The 18764-nt window shown below is 37.6% G+C and carries 9 protein-coding genes; 1 reads left to right on the top strand and 8 read right to left on the bottom strand.

Translation table 11 applies throughout. The features are described 5' to 3' along the window. Window positions 1–7 precede the first annotated feature (7 nt). Window positions 8–1264: a helix-turn-helix transcriptional regulator gene (locus MKY77_RS04200; RefSeq protein ID WP_339149039.1), complete on the bottom strand. Its 1257-nt coding sequence runs from the start codon at window positions 1262–1264 to the stop codon at window positions 8–10. Window positions 1265–1480: 216 nt separating this feature from the next. Between MKY77_RS04200 and MKY77_RS04195 the strand changes: the two genes are divergently transcribed. Further along, a complete protein-coding gene (locus tag MKY77_RS04195) occupies window positions 1481–2710 on the top strand; it encodes a helix-turn-helix transcriptional regulator (RefSeq protein ID WP_339149038.1) in 1230 nt (409 codons plus the stop codon). A gap of 287 nt (window positions 2711–2997) precedes the next feature. Here the strand turns inward: MKY77_RS04195 and MKY77_RS04190 are convergent, their stop codons facing one another. From MKY77_RS04190 to MKY77_RS04160, 7 genes are all read right to left on the bottom strand, one after another. Then, window positions 2998–7164 carry a S8 family serine peptidase gene (locus MKY77_RS04190; protein WP_339149037.1) on the bottom strand — a complete coding sequence of 1389 codons (4167 nt, stop codon included), beginning with the start codon at window positions 7162–7164 and terminating at the stop codon, window positions 2998–3000. 235 nt (window positions 7165–7399) lie between these two features. Next, the gene (locus MKY77_RS04185) at window positions 7400–7660 is read right to left on the bottom strand and encodes a hypothetical protein (RefSeq protein ID WP_339149036.1); all 261 of its coding nucleotides are present in this window, start codon (window positions 7658–7660) and stop codon (window positions 7400–7402) included. 89 nt (window positions 7661–7749) lie between these two features. After that, the gene (locus MKY77_RS04180) at window positions 7750–11148 is read right to left on the bottom strand and encodes a S8 family serine peptidase (protein WP_342515656.1); all 3399 of its coding nucleotides are present in this window, start codon (window positions 11146–11148) and stop codon (window positions 7750–7752) included. Between the two features lie 168 nt (window positions 11149–11316). Next, window positions 11317–12027 carry a hypothetical protein gene (locus MKY77_RS04175; RefSeq protein ID WP_339149034.1) on the bottom strand — a complete coding sequence of 237 codons (711 nt, stop codon included), beginning with the start codon at window positions 12025–12027 and terminating at the stop codon, window positions 11317–11319. Window positions 12028–12045: 18 nt separating this feature from the next. Next, complete coding sequence (locus MKY77_RS04170; protein WP_339149033.1) at window positions 12046–12585, bottom strand: signal peptidase I; 540 nt, start codon at window positions 12583–12585, stop codon at window positions 12046–12048. A 392-nt stretch (window positions 12586–12977) separates the two neighbouring features. Continuing rightward, complete coding sequence (locus MKY77_RS04165) at window positions 12978–14213, bottom strand: helix-turn-helix transcriptional regulator (protein WP_339149032.1); 1236 nt, start codon at window positions 14211–14213, stop codon at window positions 12978–12980. Window positions 14214–14438: 225 nt separating this feature from the next. Beyond that, complete coding sequence (locus tag MKY77_RS04160; RefSeq protein WP_339149031.1) at window positions 14439–18539, bottom strand: S8 family serine peptidase; 4101 nt, start codon at window positions 18537–18539, stop codon at window positions 14439–14441. Window positions 18540–18764 lie beyond the last annotated feature (225 nt).

The following is an 18764-nucleotide window of genomic DNA, read 5'->3' as shown; positions in this document are numbered from 1 at the left end:
GTATCTTTTAAATTCTGTTCCCTGTTCTCAATAAATTGGTATATTTCTCATCATGCTCCCAAGTAGCATAGGATCTATATTGCCAAAACGCTAACAAACATTTTTTAAACCTTTCCATATTTCCTATTCTATTAGATAATTCTGCCACGTCTAATAGCTCTATCATCCCCTCTTCATATTGACTGCATTTACATTGAAACAAAGCATATGCATAGCGGAAATCCAAATTCATTTTTTCTTTTAACCATGGTTCCTTACTTACAGCCATATCATCAATAATATGTTTGTATTTTCTTGTTAAATATTTAGCATCATTTATACGATCTAATCGAACATATGTCTCCAATATTCTAGGCAGGCCCACATACAAATCTTCTCTCCCCTCCAGCCAGGAGAGATATTCATCTACATATTCTGTCTGTCCAAAGTCCAATAGGGCAACATACCGATTACCAACAGATATATCCGCAAAAAAATGGTTTATTTGTGCATACTGCTTTATAAGATCTAGCACTGCTTCAAGCGAAGCCCCTAATCTTGTCAACGCAAAACTCTTATACATTAGAGCCCGCCCATAGTACTCGCCTTCAGATGCCAATTTCTCTAATTTTTCAGCGTAATTCAGAACCTGACTCCAATCTTCGCGCCGATAGTAATCTGCCATGATCCACATGAATGCTTCTTTCCTATTTTCAATTGGCATATTTGCCAGTTGATCTAGTAAATGAGTTAGTGCATGCTGGCCCTCGTATGTCATTCTTACGATATAAAATTTCCGAAAATAGCTAACCGATATTTTTTCAGAAAAGCGATCCACCTCATTATCAATAATTACCTCATACAGAGGTAGTGCTTGTTTTTCTTTTCCTTCATGAAAAAGCTTTTCCGCCACTGAAAAAATGTATAGTAAGTTTTTCTTTCTAATTGTTTTCGAATTTTCTTCCAACATAAAACTTAATAAATCATTACAATGCTTTTTATAGCCTTTGGATGCGCACTTATATAAGAACTGTGTACTTCTTCGTTTATCGATGCGGTTTCCTTCATTCAAGCATTCTTCTATATAGTATGAATAGAGTGTACCTTCAGCTAGTCCGAAAGCACTTGTAATAGTATCTAAATTTTGCAAAGAAAGCGGCTGTCTATGATTGAGGATACGACTTATTTCGCTAATATGAATTCCTGAATTCTTCGAAAGTTCCGTTTTATTCCACTCTTTCCATTGCATATATTTTTGGATCTCAAGAAAAAGCATAACATTCATATTTCCTATTCACCCTATTCTTATTAAAAAATTAACAAATTATGGTATAAAAATTTGATAGAATTTTTCAAAATTATTATTCTATCAAATCTAATTATAATAAAAGGAATAAGGTTATAAAAGGTGCAAGATAGGATTTTTCAAGCTTTAAAATTCCATTCCTTTAAATATATTCGGATAAACTTAGAATCTAACTTTGTTAGGGGAGAAAATAACATGCATGAAGGAAGAATAATAAAATATTTTCGCAAGAAAGCTAAATTAACACAACAGCAGCTTGGGGATGGGATATGTTCTGACACTCATGTAAGTAAAATCGAACGGGGGATGACAGAATATTCCCCAGAGGTCACAATGCTGCTATCTAAACGGCTTGGAATAAATATCGAAGAGGAATTAAGCCGTTTTCATAACTTAAAGAAAACTCTTACTCGCTGGCATGATGCGATCATTATGCAACGAATCGGAGCTATTGAAACAATAAAAAAGGAATTAGAAAAAGAAGAACTAATCAAAATCAGTGAATATCAAATCCTTTATGATTTACTTAGAGCGAGATATCATCTTCTACATAACAATTTAATAGAAGCAGACAAAATTATAAATACTGTCCAAAAAAAACAAATAAAATTGCCTCCATATGAAAATAACCTACTAAAGCACATATTAGGGATCTATTACCTCGCTACTAAGGATATGATAAAGGCAGTCCATATTTTACGAACGATTAACAGCGATGTTTATAATCATCCAGACCATTATTTAACTTTAGCAACCGCTTATCTTACAGTGAATTCGAAGATATTGGCTTATTACTATGCAGAATTATCTTTGCGATTTTTCATCAGAACCAATAATTACTTAAGGGCTATAGATGCCGAACTGATTATGCTAATAACTCGGGAAGGTGAAGGGCAACGTGATTTCCACAAAACAGTCGAGCAGTATGAAGTTTTAATTCAAACCTGTGATCTTTGCCATGCCCATGATAAAAAGGCAAGCGTTCTTCATAATTTAGCACATGAACATTATTGCAGAAAAGATTATAAGGCTTCTAGCCGACTGTATCATAAATCCATGCTACTAAAAGTCAAAAAATCAGCTGAATACTTAACTTCTTTGGAAGCTTTTATACGATGTTGCTATGAAGGAAGAATTTTATCAAATGATAAATTAGAACAGCTTGGAAACGAGGGATTAGTGATTGCAAGAGAGATTAACCAAACTCTTTATACAATAAATTTCCAACTTCTTCTGTATAAGATCAACAATCAAAATCCGGAATACCTTCATTACTTAAGTACTAAAGCTTTACCTTACTATAAAAAATGTGGTTATGTTTCTTTAGTAAGGCGCTATGAAAAGGAACTTTTTAACTATCATTTAAAAACCGGCCAAATCGATAATGCTCTAGAACTTGCGGATTTATTAATTAATAATGGTTAAAAAATGTAGAGTATGTTCTAGATAAATGCCAGGGATTTCAGACTGTTGACAAACTATAAACTAGTTAGGTTATCTGTTGGAAGAGTTGATCTTCGTTGCAGGAGCTACGCTTTCCGCGGGCAGTCCGGAAGCCTCCTCGGGCTACGCCCTGCGGGGTCTTCCATGTCCTTTCCTCCCGCAGGAGTCTTCGCTCCTTCCACTGCGATCAACTAGAGAATTTCATTATTTTAAGCTTTGTCTACACGCTGAAATGCCAGGGATTTCTCCCTGGCATTTTTTGCATTTATTTAATTTCTCAATTCAAGCCCTATTGAATGGAATAATTTCTCCAACGTTACTTTGCCTGATTTTTCTTTAGGTTTTTTATTCCCTTTGACATCTGCCCCTACTTTCAAGAAGTTTTTCTCGATGTATCGAAGGTCTTTTTCATCTACTTTACCATCTTGATTAATGTCTCCTTTGTTTACACCTACATTCTCTTTCCCATAGGAGAAAACCGCAATAATCGCATCTTCTATATCAATCATATTGTCACCATTTACGTCACCCGCATAGCCTGTTTCTATTTGGGCTATATGTCGTGTCCCCACTATCTCACCATCAATGTACGTCCCTACAGTCTCAGTCGTTTTGCTCGTAAGATGACCTGGTACTTGCACATAGATATCATACTCTGGTTCTGTAGTTGGTAGTTTATCTATTGTATAGTAAGCATTACTATGAATAATCGATGCTTCAAAGGTTTTTCCTTTCTTATTTTTCGCATATACCTTCGCTCCAAGCTTAGAGAAATCAATTGTAGTATCCCATTGACCATTGTCTCTCAAGAATGCTTCTGGTTTCATATTTCCATTTACGATGGAGTATTTTGCTAGAATTATAAAAGACTTGTCTTTATATACTCGAATTGTATTAGTATTAGAATCAGATGTTTTCTTATATTTAAAGGCTGTAATATCAAATGATAATCCCTCTTGGTAATTGTAGTTTTCGTCGTTAATGACTTTGAATGTGACATCCAAGAACGGCAGGTTCTGATCGATAGCTAAATCATCTTCCTCAATCGAAGCTCCCACTTTGACATTACTAGCATTTAATGTTGGTTCATCTAATATAAGGTTTACACCCTTTTCATCTGCGTACTTTTTAAAGGCCTCATTGACTTTGACATTCAGAAATTCAAAGTGTTTATTATAGAAAGATACATTGAATTCTCCAGAGGCCAGTTGCTTAACATTGTTCAAATTCAATGTCATTGTAATTTCGTCCCCTAGACGCACCTTTTCTTTATCATAACTTGGAACCGCGTATTCCGTCCCTTCTTTTATGAACAGGTAACGATTTATACCTTGCGGATATCCTACTGAAGCTGTTGCATTATCAAATACAAATAAATTGGAATCTAAATAAGACATTTGGTCAATTCTTTCCTTCGTTGCAGGAAATCTAAAGTTCCCTTCGCTATCCACCGCAAGGAAATAATGATTATAGTAGTTATACTCCCACCAAAGTGCCCCATTCACAGATTGATCGATAGCCATTCCTTTCTGTTTGAGAGCATCGACTGTCGAATCATATACGTTCCCATGCACCCATACTGCAGGGCCGTCATATCCGTCTTCTTTCGTGTACATCGAATCATCCACTTCATAAATACCAGGATCCATGGATACCTCTACTTCAGGAGGCGTATTATCAATCATCACAATTGCGCCTTTACTTCGGGGAATACCTTGCTCATCATACCCAATCATCTCAAACGTATAATCACCTTCAGGCAGTTTCACCTCTTTATCAGAAATTGGCTGCGAAGGATCATTGGTGAATGGGTACACCCTTCCTTTAAAAATTGCATCTGCCCAATAATCTATACCTGTCAATAAATGGCTTGCATTGATGGTTGCAATGAATCCAATCGCTTCTCCTGATTCCCCATCTTTTACCACCACATCAATCGTCTTTAATGGATTTGATAATTTTACGATTGCATTGGTATATGGCGTATAATACGGATGTGCCTTCGAATCATTCGCAATCATCGGCCTTGTCAATACCATCTTCTCAAATCCTTTTTCTGCCACACGGATGGAAAATGGTATTTGGTAGTGCTCTTCTTCATTGTTCGAATTTACTAGATGAATATATCCTTCATACCGCCCGAATTCCGCTGCTTCTGAAACACGTATACTCGGCTCTATCTCTTTAGATTTTCCTGCTTCAATGAAAACAGTATTTTCTATTATTATTCCTACGTCATTTTTATCAGCATCTTTGATTTCTCCCCTAGCTGATATAAATTCGACCTTTGTGTTAAATTCCTTCACATCTTTTTCATCTAAGTTCCGTATAACTACTTTCCTGCTGTCTTCAACAGGGCCGTCTTCCTCCTTGAAATGACTGCCGAAAGCAATGGAACCTGTTTCTTCATCAATTTCTATTAAACTACCATCTTGTTCATGCATCGTTTTATCCATTACCTTCACTAATGTATCCGCATGGACAGCTTCATACGCATTGATCCTGCCTGATCCAATTTCATTGACAGAGTAATCACCATTCATTTTATCCGCTGTATTCATTATGGCAGCCTTCACATCAAAAGGCGTATAATCTGGATTTGCTTGCAAGATAAGTGCGGCAGTCCCAGCTACATGAGGAGCAGCCATGGATGTTCCTTGAAGACGAGCATACGCGCTATCGTAATCTTCCCCGTCCTGTGGATCATTAATAAACTCAGGAATAGTAGAAAATATTGCTACTCCCGGTCCAACGACATCTGGCTTAATGTCATCATTCCCGTTAGCAGGACCTCTCGAACTAAATTCAGCTAAGCGGTCTCCTTCTGTCTTGATGCTGCCTAATGATTCAAAGGTAATTTCTGATTGTGAAAGCAACTGTTCTCCGTCAGCTTTTGTAATCTGGAAAGTAGGAATATAATGCATCCCTTCTCCAAGATAAGCTTCTATTTCACCATCAACATGGTTGTAGACAATTACAGCTTTAGCACCTGCATCCCTGGCATTTTGTATTTTTTCATCAAATGTAATATTTCCTCGTCGAATGACTGCTACCTTACCAGCAACATCTTTATTGTTAAAGTCGCTTTTAGTTCCTATTCCCACATCGACAGTAGGCAAGGTTTTATTTTCGAGATCTTCTAATTTATCTGTAAAGTTCTGTGCCAATAATTTCATATCAGTGATCTTGGCTTCCCCTGCACTTGCAGTAATCGTTGGAATGGTTACCGAAACATCACTGGCCCCTACCGTAATTCCGAATGCTGCTGCTCCAGGAGATCCTAGCGTCTTTTCACCAGGTCCTGAGTTTCCTGACGCAACGACCGTAACAACTCCAGAGAGCATCGCATTATTAACCGCTATAGATGTCGGATTGAGCGGGTCATTAATACTTGATCCCAACGATAAATTGATAACATCCATCTCATCTTGAACCGCCCTGTCAATACCTGCAATGACTGAAGCGAGCGAGCCTCTCCCATAAGAACCCAACACACGATACATATATAGATCCACATCAGGGGCTACTCCCTTTACTGCAGATGCCGAGCTGTTTTTCTTTTGTGCCGCGATAGATCCAGCTACATGTGTTCCATGTAATGTATAGTAACTGGAACCACCTTCAAATTCAGGTCTTCCGGAATCCTTCCACTCCTGATAAGTTGCCTCCATTGGATCCGAATCATTATCAACAAAATCGTATCCACCTTTATAAGAATCTTTTAAATCTGGGTGATTATAGTCAATTCCTGTATCAATAACCCCTACTTTTACTCCCGAACCGGAAATATTCTCTTGATGCAGCTTGTCTGCACCAATTTGCACAAGGCTATCATCTATCTTTGATGAAGTTGATGATTTCATTTCACTTGCTTCTTCTGGCAGATCAAGCTTCACTTCATCATCTTTCCAAATACGTTTGACAACTCCTGTACTAAGTAACTCTTGCACTGCCGTTCCCGGTAATGTCATCGCTACTCCATTGAATGCCTCATGGTATTCTCTCGTAATCTCGGAGTCTTTCATCTTTTCTTCATTTGGTCTATTTAAGCTTTTGATAGTTTTCCATTCTTTTTGAAACGTATCGTGATCTTTTTTCACTTTACTTTTTGCCGTAGAAAGAGTCATTCTTTTTCCTTTTACAGCATTCTTTGCCACTTCCACCTCTGCTGGGTCAGAATTAAATTCTACAATCACGTTGACTAATTCTGAACTCTCTTTGTTAATATCTGGTGAAACAACAAATCCTGGTGTAATTTCAAGTTCTTTCAGCGCTTTCCTTTGCTGCTCCGTTAAATTAACTAACATCCGCTCCAAACTATTTTTATTATTCTGATAATTATCTTCAGCAATAGCTTTATATGAAGTCCCCGTGGAAAATAACAAACTAGCAACTAATGTTCCTGTAATTATATGTTTTATTTTTCCAAATTTCATAACGTTCCTCCTGAAAAATTTATTCTAAACCTAAAGCATGGTAATCAAGAAATGTAGTAGACTCATAATAATTGGCTCTGATTGTTGATATTAGTAGGGTTGTAGCTGTTACTTCTGCAGAGGTACCGGCAATCTTGAGACCCCGCAGGGAGAAGCCCGAGGAGACTCAAGCTCGCCCTTGAATAAGCGCAGTCTGCTGCGGAAATCAACAGCTGCGCTTAACAGAGCCTAAATATCAAATCCAAGTTTCAACAATTGTTGGATCATCACCGGGTGATTTTTTTATTAGAGAAAATCCCTTAGGTATTTCCTTTCTAATAGCTTCTAAATTTGTTCTCATCAAGATATAGTTAGTAGGTTTATTGACATCGAATATCCTTGCTATATACATGTCCTGATAATCTGTCGGACTAGAAAATATAACTATGATCGGCATTTTATACTTTGAAAAATTGATCTCACTAAATGAATTTATCAGTCTGTCCTGGTTTTCCATGGAATCTCTCCCTTTTTATATGTTGTGGCAATGGTGACAAAGAGAATACCAAAATTTAGCTTTCAAGTAGAAAAACTAGACCTTTAACATCATTGTTTTACCGTTATAACCTTTGGCACAGAGGTTAACGACAATCCTGTTTCATCCGTTCCTGTTACAGTCAAATAATATTCACCATCTGGGTAGTCAGCATCGGGGGACCATTTCAACCCATAAATAGAATGCTCATTTTCGATTTCGGCATACTCCAACACATTACCATCTGCATCCGAAATCTCAAAGAGCCAATCCAAACGCTTATAACCAAAGAGTAGGATGGAAGCTGGCTTCGTTTCATTTACATTCGTTCCGGAAACGTGCAAATAGTTGATAAATGGTTCTGCATGGAGCAATTCATCTTCTCCAACATATCCCACCCCTACATTACGGAGCGCATCAATCGCTGAAACCATCACCATTTGAGGACTTTCATCCGAAATGTATTCATTTTTTTTGGAATTCAAGCTCTTAGATTTACCATTCACCCAAAGCTTGCTTCCTATATAGCCACTATCTTCTTCGATAACATCCCAAGATATTTTATATTTTCCATCTGGTTGGTCTTCTATCTTTATATTTTCAATTACTGGTGAAACGGAATCGATTTTAATTGGAATTTTGGTTTGCTGAGGCTCTGCTCCCTCATAATTTAATATACTTTCATATACATAGTAATAGTTTCCATCCGGTAGAATCTTTCCTTCGTCATCGTGGCCACTCCAAAATAACCAATCAAAACTATAGTAGAAATCGTTACGGCTCATGATGTTCTTTCTAAAAGCATAAGGGCTGTCATCCTCGGTGAATTCACTAAAGTTAGAGATGCTGGAGATAATGTTCCCATCTTTATCTTGGATACTGAGAGACACTTCTTTCAGATTTCGTAATGCCGTAAATGAAGGGTAGATTCCTGTCGCAATGGATCTTGGTGAATACCCAACCTTTTCTGGTTCAAATGTTCCCGTAGTCTGATCATATCCCATTGGAAGCTCCAGCATGTCATTCCACAATACTGTATAGCCCAAGAATGGGTCGCTATCAACTGGGCTTTCATCAAGATTGCCAATGGAATCCCACTCACCATAGAAGCCCATAAATGGTATTGTTAACGTTGTCAAATCTTTTACAGAACTGCCTTTTGGTATAAAACGAACGAATCCTTCTACGAATCTTCCATCGCTTAAATTCTCTGGTAATGTTATAGAGATGTTTACTTCCCCGTCTCTTCTTGGTTTGTATTGGAATTTAGTATGTTTATGTTGTTTTTTTCCATTAATTTTAATGCTGGCTTCTTCGATAGGAATAGAGTTTAATGTTAAATACTCTCTTTCTACTCCGTTATAAGTTCTATTCTCGGTTTCATCCATCAACACATCTACAACGATTTCATACTGGTGATTCGCCTTTTCTAAATTTTTGGCTAACGGCTTTACATCTAAGGTGAAATCAAAAGTACGGTCCACTTCTTTTAAAGCAACAGATGAAGCTTGTTCTAAAGGGGCATCAACATGATGTAGCATATATGGAGTCTTAATTGCTTGTTCAATTTTCATCATTCCTGACCCTTGTCTTCGTGGAGAATACGCTAAATTGTGGTGATTCGGATTTGTGATTACTTCAGAGGTGTTCATTAAGACATTCTTTGCTAGTAAAATAGTATTTTTATCTTTAGGTAGATGAAGCTTTTCGTAATATTTTTGAAGAAGTAAAGCTCCACCTGCTGCGACATGCGGACTAGCCATAGACGTTCCACTCATTGTTTCATACTGATTGTTCAGGACGGTCGAGTTTATTTTTCCCCCAGGAGCCGTAATTTCAGGCTTAAAGCTTAGGTCTGTAGGTGAACCGTATGATGAGAAATCTGACATTGGCTCGGTTGCAGGGTTTTGCACCCAAAGTCCATCGTTTGATAATTGTACCGTTAAATTTTCTCCACTTTTTAACCGCTCTACCACCTGATACCCCATTTCGTGACTGGTTGTTACTGCCGGAATGCTATTGGGAGTAAAAAGTAAATTGGCATACGAAGGAACGGTACTTGGCGGAATCACAATAAGTGCGACCGCCCCATTTCTTGCCGTATCAAATTGAAGAGTGCTATACGTTGAATAGGATTTCTCCGGTTGTGCAACAACGATTTTCCCCTTTAAGTCCAATCCGTCCAAATGCTTTCCAAATCCTTCACCTGCAAAAATTAATTCATAATCCTTACTAACTTCTAGGTTATCTATAATCTTTTGGGATCTTGATTGAATTTGATAGCCTAGTATACTTCCATCATTCATTTTAAGGGAATCTACTTTCATCAGATCACTTTCAGAAGAAGCAACCTGCAGAGCAGATGGCGTAATACCAGGGTCACCGACAAGACCGATATCGGGATTTTTGGCCAATGGTAATTGAGAGCGTTCTAGCAGGCTTTGTTTTGTGCTGTATGAAGCATTTCCAGCCGATGCTACTACCAGCACCCCATGATCCGTAGCAAATTGGATTGCCCGTTGTACGATATCATCCGGATCCACCATCCCAGCCTCTGAACCTAAACTTAAATTAATAACATCTGCACCCAGCTCAACAGCGTGGTAAATACCAGCCGCGATGTCATCATCGTATGCAAATCCTAAACTATCAGAAAATACTTTCTCGGCAAGCAACTGGACATCCGGAGCGACTCCTACTGCCTTCTTCTGAGACTCTTCATATGCTCCAACAATTCCTGCCACATGCGTACCGTGAGAATTGTTAGTTGATTTGACATTTGTGTTTTTATCTGCCCAGTTATATCCAGTCGGTACTTTATCCGTGTACCAAATATCCTCTACATCTGTTTCATCCAACTTCTTTTGGATATTATTTATATTATACTTCGCTTCCTTCTTCCCTTTTTCTGAAAGCTGCATTGCCTCATGCTCGTAATCAATTCCACTATCAACAATGGCAACGACCATTCCTTCTCCTCTATAATGATACTTTGTCCATACATTCATTGCTTCCACAATTTCCTTACTCTTCAACACGCTGTGCTCATAGGTTTTAGCGATGCGAATATCTTTTACGCCTTCAACCTCTTTTAACTTCTCTGCTTCCTTCATGGTTGTTTCGATACTGAATCCATAAAAGTCTGTGGCATAGGTATGCCTTATTTCAGTGGAACCATTTCTTTTCTTTATGAACGTATCCTTTACTTGCTCTACTTGTTTTTCAGGTACAGTTCTCGCTTTATCATTTACATCCACTTGGACGATTAAACGCACATTTTCATTTGGATCAAAAGATGTCATATCCTGCCCATATAATGGATCGTTTTCTTTATTCTCATTCAAATCATCCATTGGAAGTTCTCTATCTTGTTGCAGAGGATTCACTAATTGGCCCTCTTTTTGCTGATAGAATTCTGCACCAGCTGGTGTGACAATGCTGCTAAAAAACAAAACGATTATGAAAATCAACGATAGCCTTTTTGATGATGAACCCTTCATCCTCTCACCCTTTTATTAATAGATTTAATTAAGTAGATTCATAGAAGTTCAATACAAATGCAACCTTTTAGAAAATACAACCTAACAGGGATATCTCCTATTGATTGTCTTTACTGCACATATTAAATCCTTTATCTATTAATATTTAGCCCCATCAACCATTTGTTTTGCTTGTATATTTAAGTTTGAAGAGTATGTGACGCCTTGGTATTCATTTCCTGCTTTATGATCCAATTTAATAGCAAAGGAAAGGTCGATATATTGATTATCGTTCAATTGCCAGAACTCATGCTTCTCTCCTTCTTTAGACCCCTCACCTAATACCATCTTCGCTTTTCCATTACTGCTTTTTGCCCCTGGTTGGATATCTTCTTCTACAAATCCAACTACCATTTCAACTCCAGGAGTAATCTCTTTAGATAAAGTCTTGGCTTCATTTGTTGGCCCATTGAATAGCTGATCCAAGTAGATTCTTGATTCTTCCAGGATGTCATCCGTCATCTCTTCTCCTTCAGAGAACTTGTAGGCAATATATCCTATTTTATAAGCATCAAGAGAAACATCAGCATCTACAGACTGGTTATATGTTGCTTTTAGATAAACATCCATATCCCCAGTGTTTTCGATTGTTAACCATTCACCGTAAACTAATTGAGATGGTGCAAAGCCACTATGATCAACTATCATTGTCTCCATGTCTTGTCCGTTATTAATTTCTAAAATACCGTTTGTAATCTGTCCATTAGCATTTGTTTCAGAAGTAAACCAAGAATATGTACCGAAACTCGCCGAGACTACAATCGTTCCTACCAACGCACTACCTAAGAAAGCATTTTTTAATTTAAACATGTGTATCCCCCATATCCATTATGATTGTTTAATTTCTTTCTTACTTTTTGGTTTCATTTTTTCAAATACCACTATACATACATAGCCTGTTAAAGGTAGAGCTATGAACAGTAAGAAACCTAGTGGGCCTTTTGTAAATTGAGAGAAGAAGCCTAAGAACGGAACCAGAAATACTTTTTTTCCTACAATCTCATTAGCTTTAGTGACATGCTCATCTACTGAATTATTGTTATCACCTTTTGTATAAAAATGCCTCCCCCCATCTGCCTCAACAATGGACGTGATTCTATGAGTGATCAATAGTTGCTCTTCGTTGTAAAAAGAAATAATGTCACCCTTGCTAAGATCACCTGGATCAACCTCTCGAGTAATAATGACATCCCCAGCCTCAAAAACTGGTGCCATACTATTCGATAAAACGGTGAGAGGCTTTAATCCCAAAACGCTTAGTGGTTTGTTAGTGTTAAGGCTAGCGAAAATGGAAAATAGGATGACCATAATAAATAAGATGATTGTGACCGTTAAACCTTTTTTAAAAAATGCTGCAGCCTTTTCCATTTCTCACCCTCGTTTCTAGTTGTTATCCCAATAAGGTTTATAGTTGAAGGATAATATTCTGATTTTTACTTCTAATAAAATTATTGCACAGTTATGAGGGGAAGGGTATTGGGGGATTTAATAGTAATCTGCTCTGCAAATACGATGACTTTTCATCAAAAAAACCTCTCAAAGTTCGATAGAATAGGAATATATTAATAGAAAAAGAAGAAGGGGGTAAAAACAACCAGTACAATAACCCTAGTGCATTCCCCCAACTTTCACACTTTATAAAATCAAAACAAAAAAAGCTGTCCAATAGTATTGGAACAGCAAAAATGTATTATAAGTTTAGAAATCCTTTAATCGTATGGGTCTCACAGGGAAGACCAGCAGTAAACTCTCTCATCCTACTAATTGTTAAGGAGTCTGCTAGCATATCTGTTAGCCTCCTCATGCTTGCCTTGGTCTAGGTAGTATTGAAACATCGTTTTTTCATAAGTATGCAACTGATGATAATTCCCGTTTTTGTTAAGCATAGGGATGATTTTCACCTCAATAAATTGATAATAAAGCTCTTTTTCATCATCGTGCAGCAAACGAAGCATTTGAAAGAATGCTAAGCTACTATGATCTTTGATTTCCTTTGATATTTCCATACCCGTTTGAATCAATTGCGTCAGCATACTATCTACTTTATTTTCTTTTATCTGTAAGCAACAGTAAATATATCCTATAAGGTTATTCAAGAAAATAGAAGATTTTTTATTACCTTTAAGCAGGTCCAATGTCTTTTTATAGTATATTCTTGCGTTTTCATTATCCCCAGTATAAGAATATTCATAAGCTAAATTACTTAGCAAGTTGGCTTTTTTTGAAGTATCATTTATTATTTCGCATTGCGCAATCAATTGGTTATATCGATTGACAAGATTATCAATATCCCAAAGCTCGTTTCTTCCTTCATTGATTAATTTGATAGTTTCTGCATCAACAATTTTTTTGAAATTATTTGTCTTTTGAAAATATTCAAGTGAAAGTTCACTATAATAGTAAGCTTTTACTTTAAATTGAAGATTGTGATAGGCAATTGCAATCTGATAATAGAATTCCTGGTTCTGATATTCTTTTTCATTTATTTTAAGAAGATATTCAAGTGCTTTTTTGAAGTTACCTTTTTGAAGTTCTAATATTCCTAATAGATGGTGGAGTAAGTGAGTTTCGTACATATTTAAATCTTTTCGGACGTTATAAATTTTATTAATAAGTGCTTTGGCACTCGTTATTTCCCCTTGCAATAGAAAATACCTAGCTTGCAGAAGAAAATATTTATTTTTCACCGATTGGATTAAAAACAGAGAATTCTTTTCAATCTGATTTTTGAGTCGTTCAATTTCATTGTTCTGTTGCAAAACCATACAATCGTGCCATTGATGCAGAAGTTTTTCAAATTTCTGAAGCGATTGTAATTCTTCTTCCATATTAATTCCTAGCTTCTCACTTAATAAATTGGTGATCTCTGATGAAAACTGAGTCGTTCCCCGCTCAATTTTACTTACATGAGTTACAGAACAGACCCCTTTTCCCAATTCTTCTTGTGTCAGGCCATTTTTTTCCCTATGGAATTTGATTAGGATTCCCAAACTCAATGCAACACACTCCCAACTATTCTATATACTATACACTGTATGGTGCTTTTTCTTATCATACCTTTTATTTGCATTCAGATGCAGTAGTATTATTAGTTTTTTGAGATAATTTATAATCTAAAATTTAATCCATTTTTAAATGATGCAATAGAACAAGGGCAGCCTAAAGATTAGGACTACCCTTGTTCATCGTTGTAAGTGTCTGTCAGAGCCTTTTACGTTATGTTAAGGAGTCATTCCTAGCTCTAGTTTAATCTTTTCAATATTCTTTCCACTCGCTTCAGATTGAGGGTCTGGAGTATCAAGGACAAAGTCGTTTTCTGATAGATAGTACTTTTCAAGAAGCTGAAAATCCAACTCATCTGTCGTGCCATCGAAATTTATATCCGTATTTCTATTATCTGTCCCCCAATACTCTTGAAGTAATAATGCATCATAAATATCTACAACATCGTCTTTATTTATATCTCCTGGCTTGGATACTGCAGTTCTATAGGAAATCCATTCTCCAATATCAATCCCATTTGCTTGGTAACCGACTTCTAATGGCGTGTACGTCGTATAATGTCCTGGTACATCGATAACCATGGTATAGTTCTTTACTGTTACTGGGAGTTTATCGACATAAATTCGACCATTCGCTTCTAATCTCGCAGGATACGAGGTTCCTTCCATGCCTTTTAATTGAATAGCTGCTCCCACCATCGAATAATCCCTGCTATAATCGATCCCACCTTTATCCGTTAACAACCCTTCAGCACTTAAATACCCTGCATCAACTTGGGAAATTGCTGGATAAATTGGGTGAAGTCCGATTTTTGTAGGTATTCGTGGTCCTTTATTTATCTGCATAGTGGTAGTACTGAAAAGTGGTGAATAAACATGTCTGAATTCATCTGCATTTGTATCCGCAATCATATCAAATAATGCTACATCCCCCGAAACACCTTCATCAGGAATGGTTATTTCAATAATCGTCCTGGTTGTACCAGGTTTAGTAGTTGTTTCAATTAATTCCGAACCTTCCGGCAGCTGCTCCCCTAATTGGAAATCAATAGCTTCGTCAAAGAACTTATCTTGATAATTTAGAGTCATAGAGAAGTCCTTAGCATTTACTAGATTATGTGCATAGAACGTGTACTTTATTTTATCACCCATTTGATAAGACTCTTTGTCTGGCTTTGCATATATAAACTGTGATCCTTCTTTTACATAATAAACGACTTTAGGAATAGCGGTATTTCCCGCATAATCGGCACCAAGATATTGCATTTCTCTTATGGAGCTTGTTGCAACATTTAACTCTGTTTTGAACTTACCATTTTCATCTACCTCAAGTCGATAATTTGGACCGCTTGGACCATACCAAAGATTGTTATTTGCTTGACTCAATGAAATGCCTGCTTGTTGTGCTTCATGTAGTTCTTGATCTATCACAGTACCTGAAAGCGTTACGGTGTCTTGTCCTTCTGGCAGGACAACTATCGGAATGTCCCCTTTAGGCATGGCATTTGTCTCATCAAAGGTCACTTTTGGTTCACTATTATCAAGGCTTATGGTCGACGTTCTGGCAAATTGCCTGCCATCCTTTGTCGTTCCAATCATCTTGACTTCATATATGCCATCTTCTGCTCTAATTCTTGTGTAACTAATTGGCTTCTTCTCGTGACCCGTAAACGGAAAATAATAACCCGCAAATCCATCATCAATAAAATAGTCATAATCAATTGCTGCTCCCGTTGCGTTTACTCCTGTAATCCACCCCAACTCTGCTTTCGTAGCCGGATCCACCAATATCCAATCCAATGTTTCCATTGGGGAATTTAATCTAAAGTCAAGATCTGTAGCCTTCCTACTGTAAGGATTTTTCACCCGGTCAGTAGAAATACTCGGTGTATATACTTCGAAGTATCCGATCCCTTCTTCCACTACCTTTGCTCCAAATGGAATACGGTAGATTTCTTCTGTATCCTTTTGGTTTTTAATGACAATATACCCTTCATAGGTTCCTTTTTGAGCGGATTTAGGAATTGTAAGAAAAACATTAAAGCGTCCCTCTTTATTTTTTTTCGCTTGAATCGTACTAGGAATATTCAGTCTTACACCGTTTTTCTCTGCGTCCAGCGACCCTGATGCTTTTGCTCCAACATTATACTCAACGGTGATATCATATTTTTTGTTTTTCTTACTATTATTTGTGATCGATAGATTCGTTGTTTTGGTGATATGTTCATCCCCCATTGGAATGAAACCGTAACTTAAGCCACCCGTTTGTTCTGGGATGAGTATTTCTTCTCCGTTTTCAATAAATGGCGTTTCATCCAGCACAGAAATTAACGTATCTGAGTGAAGTGCCTGCATTGGATCGACTCGCCCCGCTCCTACTTCAAATACACTATATTGATTTTTTAATGGGTCTGCTGTATTCATGATGACAGATTTAATATCACTCGGAGTGTAATCCGGATGTGCTTGTAATAGTAACGCGGCAATTCCGGCAACTTGAGGAGCTGCCATGGATGTTCCTGATAAGCGTTGGTATGCAAAGGAATAATCAGTAGGATCTTCTTTATTATGCATATATGCTGGGACGGTGGATAAAATATTCACACCCGGTGCCGTTACATCTGGCTTGATATCATATAATGTGCCTGATGGACCCTTTGAGCTGAAAGAAGCAAGCTCGTCTCCGCTAATTTCCGCTTCACCCATTTCTCCAAGTGTGATAGTTGGTGTACCCTCTTTGAATAATTCTTTTACTGCTAAACCATCTTGATTTGATAGAGAAAAAGTAGGGATATTTCCGTTGTTTTCTCCTAGATAGTGTGGAATATGGCCTTCGTCTGGTATATTGTTATAAATTACAATACCCGCTGCGCCATTTTGTTTAGCATAGTTCATTTTATCAATAAGGGCATAGGTCCCTCTGGCAACGAATGCAACCTTTCCATTTACATCTTTTCCGTTGTAATCAGCAGGTCCGCCTTCTCCAACTTCGACCATCTCGTAATTTTGTCCCTTGAGCTTCCTGAAATCATCCGTCCATTTGTTGGTCATTAACTGCAAGGTACCGTCCGACTCCTTGCCATTTGAAGAAAACATACCATTATATGTCGTGACAAAAGAGGAGGCTGAACTGGCTCCTACCGTCAAAGCAAGTGCAGCAGCCCCAGGCGAACCTAATGTACTGTTACCTAAATCTCCTGAGTTTCCAGCAGCTACGACTGCCGTCACACCGCTTAAGACGGCGTTATTGACCGTTAAGCTAGCAGCATCTAAAGGATTGTTCGTTTGTGCTCCAAGCGATAGATTAATGACATCCATACCGTCTGCAACTGCACGATCTATGCCGGCAATAATCGAGCTATTCGATCCGCTTCCATAAGGCCCCAATACACGATAAGCATACAAATCGGCTTCAGGAGCAACACCAATGACCTTATAGTCCGAATCATTTTCAGCTTGACCAATAATTGTCCCTGATACATGTGTTCCATGATTTGTATAGTATGTGTTACCTTGGTTCACTTCAGGATACCCAGGAGCTGCTTTCCAATCCTCATATGTGGCTTCCATCGGATCATCATCATTGTCTACAAAGTCATATCCACCTTTGTAAGCATCTTTGATATCTGGATGATTATAATCAACCCCTGTGTCTATAACGCCAACCTTTACCCCTTTACCTGTGAACCCTTCTTTATGTAACTGATCGATATTCATAAAAAGGATACTGTCCACTTTGGTTGTTGCCTCTTCTTCCTCCGTTAATTTAGGTGGAGGAGTAAGCTGTACTTCCAATTCGCTGTACACTGCTTTAACCACCTCAGAGTCTAATAGATTTTCAACCTTGTTGGCCGGTAAGGACAGGGTAATTCCATTAAAAGCATTTTTATAGGTGTGCTTTACTTCGTAGTTCGCTTTCCCGGATTTCGCCTTTGGCACAAGCTTATCATCTAATTCTTTTCTAAATTTTTCATGTGAGTCTTCCACCATTTTTTTCGCCTTTTCAAGAGGGACCTCTTCCCCTTGCAGTGACTTGTAGACTGTCTCTGCCTTCGCAGGTAATTGCTCGAATTCAACAATGACTGTCACATTCTCCTCACTCTTTAAATCAATTGCCCTAGATAATTGAAGGCCTTTAATCGAACGATTTGTCTCTAATTTATCGAGTGCCTCACGTTGTTCTTTTGATAGACTCGCAAGAATACTCATGGCATTCTGCGTTGATTCTGCACGGACAACTGGTTCTGAACTGATTGGCAAAGCAGAACCTAAAAGTATTCCAACACATAGCACGATCTTCGGCAACTTACTACTTTTCATCCTTTTTACCCCCTGTGTCATTCTACTAATAATTTTAGTGTCGAATCGCTTTCATGTCATTGGGGGTAATTTTGTCAAATTATGAAAGGGAAAACTTAAAAGTATTTTAATAACTAAATACTAAACACTGAATCATCACACTTTTCATAGATTTTCTATTCTATTTGATACGAACCGCATCCAAAGAACCAGTTCTAAATACTTATGAAATTTGGGGGATATTAC

This window comes from Sutcliffiella sp. FSL R7-0096 (assembly GCF_038595065.1).
GTDB lineage: Bacteria > Bacillota > Bacilli > Bacillales > Bacillaceae_I > Sutcliffiella_A.
This window is presented reverse-complemented; position numbering and strand designations above follow the sequence as displayed.

What these genes read in the sequence shown, in the direction of transcription:
- MKY77_RS04200 (WP_339149039.1), bottom strand. Translation starts at nt 1,264, where the DNA reads ATGAATGTTATGCTTTTTCTTGAGATCCAAAAATATATGCAATGGAAA.
- MKY77_RS04195 (WP_339149038.1), top strand. Translation starts at nt 1,481, where the DNA reads ATGCATGAAGGAAGAATAATAAAATATTTTCGCAAGAAAGCTAAATTA.
- MKY77_RS04190 (WP_339149037.1), bottom strand. Translation starts at nt 7,164, where the DNA reads ATGAAATTTGGAAAAATAAAACATATAATTACAGGAACATTAGTTGCT.
- MKY77_RS04185 (WP_339149036.1), bottom strand. Translation starts at nt 7,660, where the DNA reads ATGGAAAACCAGGACAGACTGATAAATTCATTTAGTGAGATCAATTTT.
- MKY77_RS04175 (WP_339149034.1), bottom strand. Translation starts at nt 12,027, where the DNA reads ATGTTTAAATTAAAAAATGCTTTCTTAGGTAGTGCGTTGGTAGGAACG.
- MKY77_RS04170 (WP_339149033.1), bottom strand. Translation starts at nt 12,585, where the DNA reads ATGGAAAAGGCTGCAGCATTTTTTAAAAAAGGTTTAACGGTCACAATC.
- MKY77_RS04160 (WP_339149031.1), bottom strand. Translation starts at nt 18,539, where the DNA reads ATGAAAAGTAGTAAGTTGCCGAAGATCGTGCTATGTGTTGGAATACTT.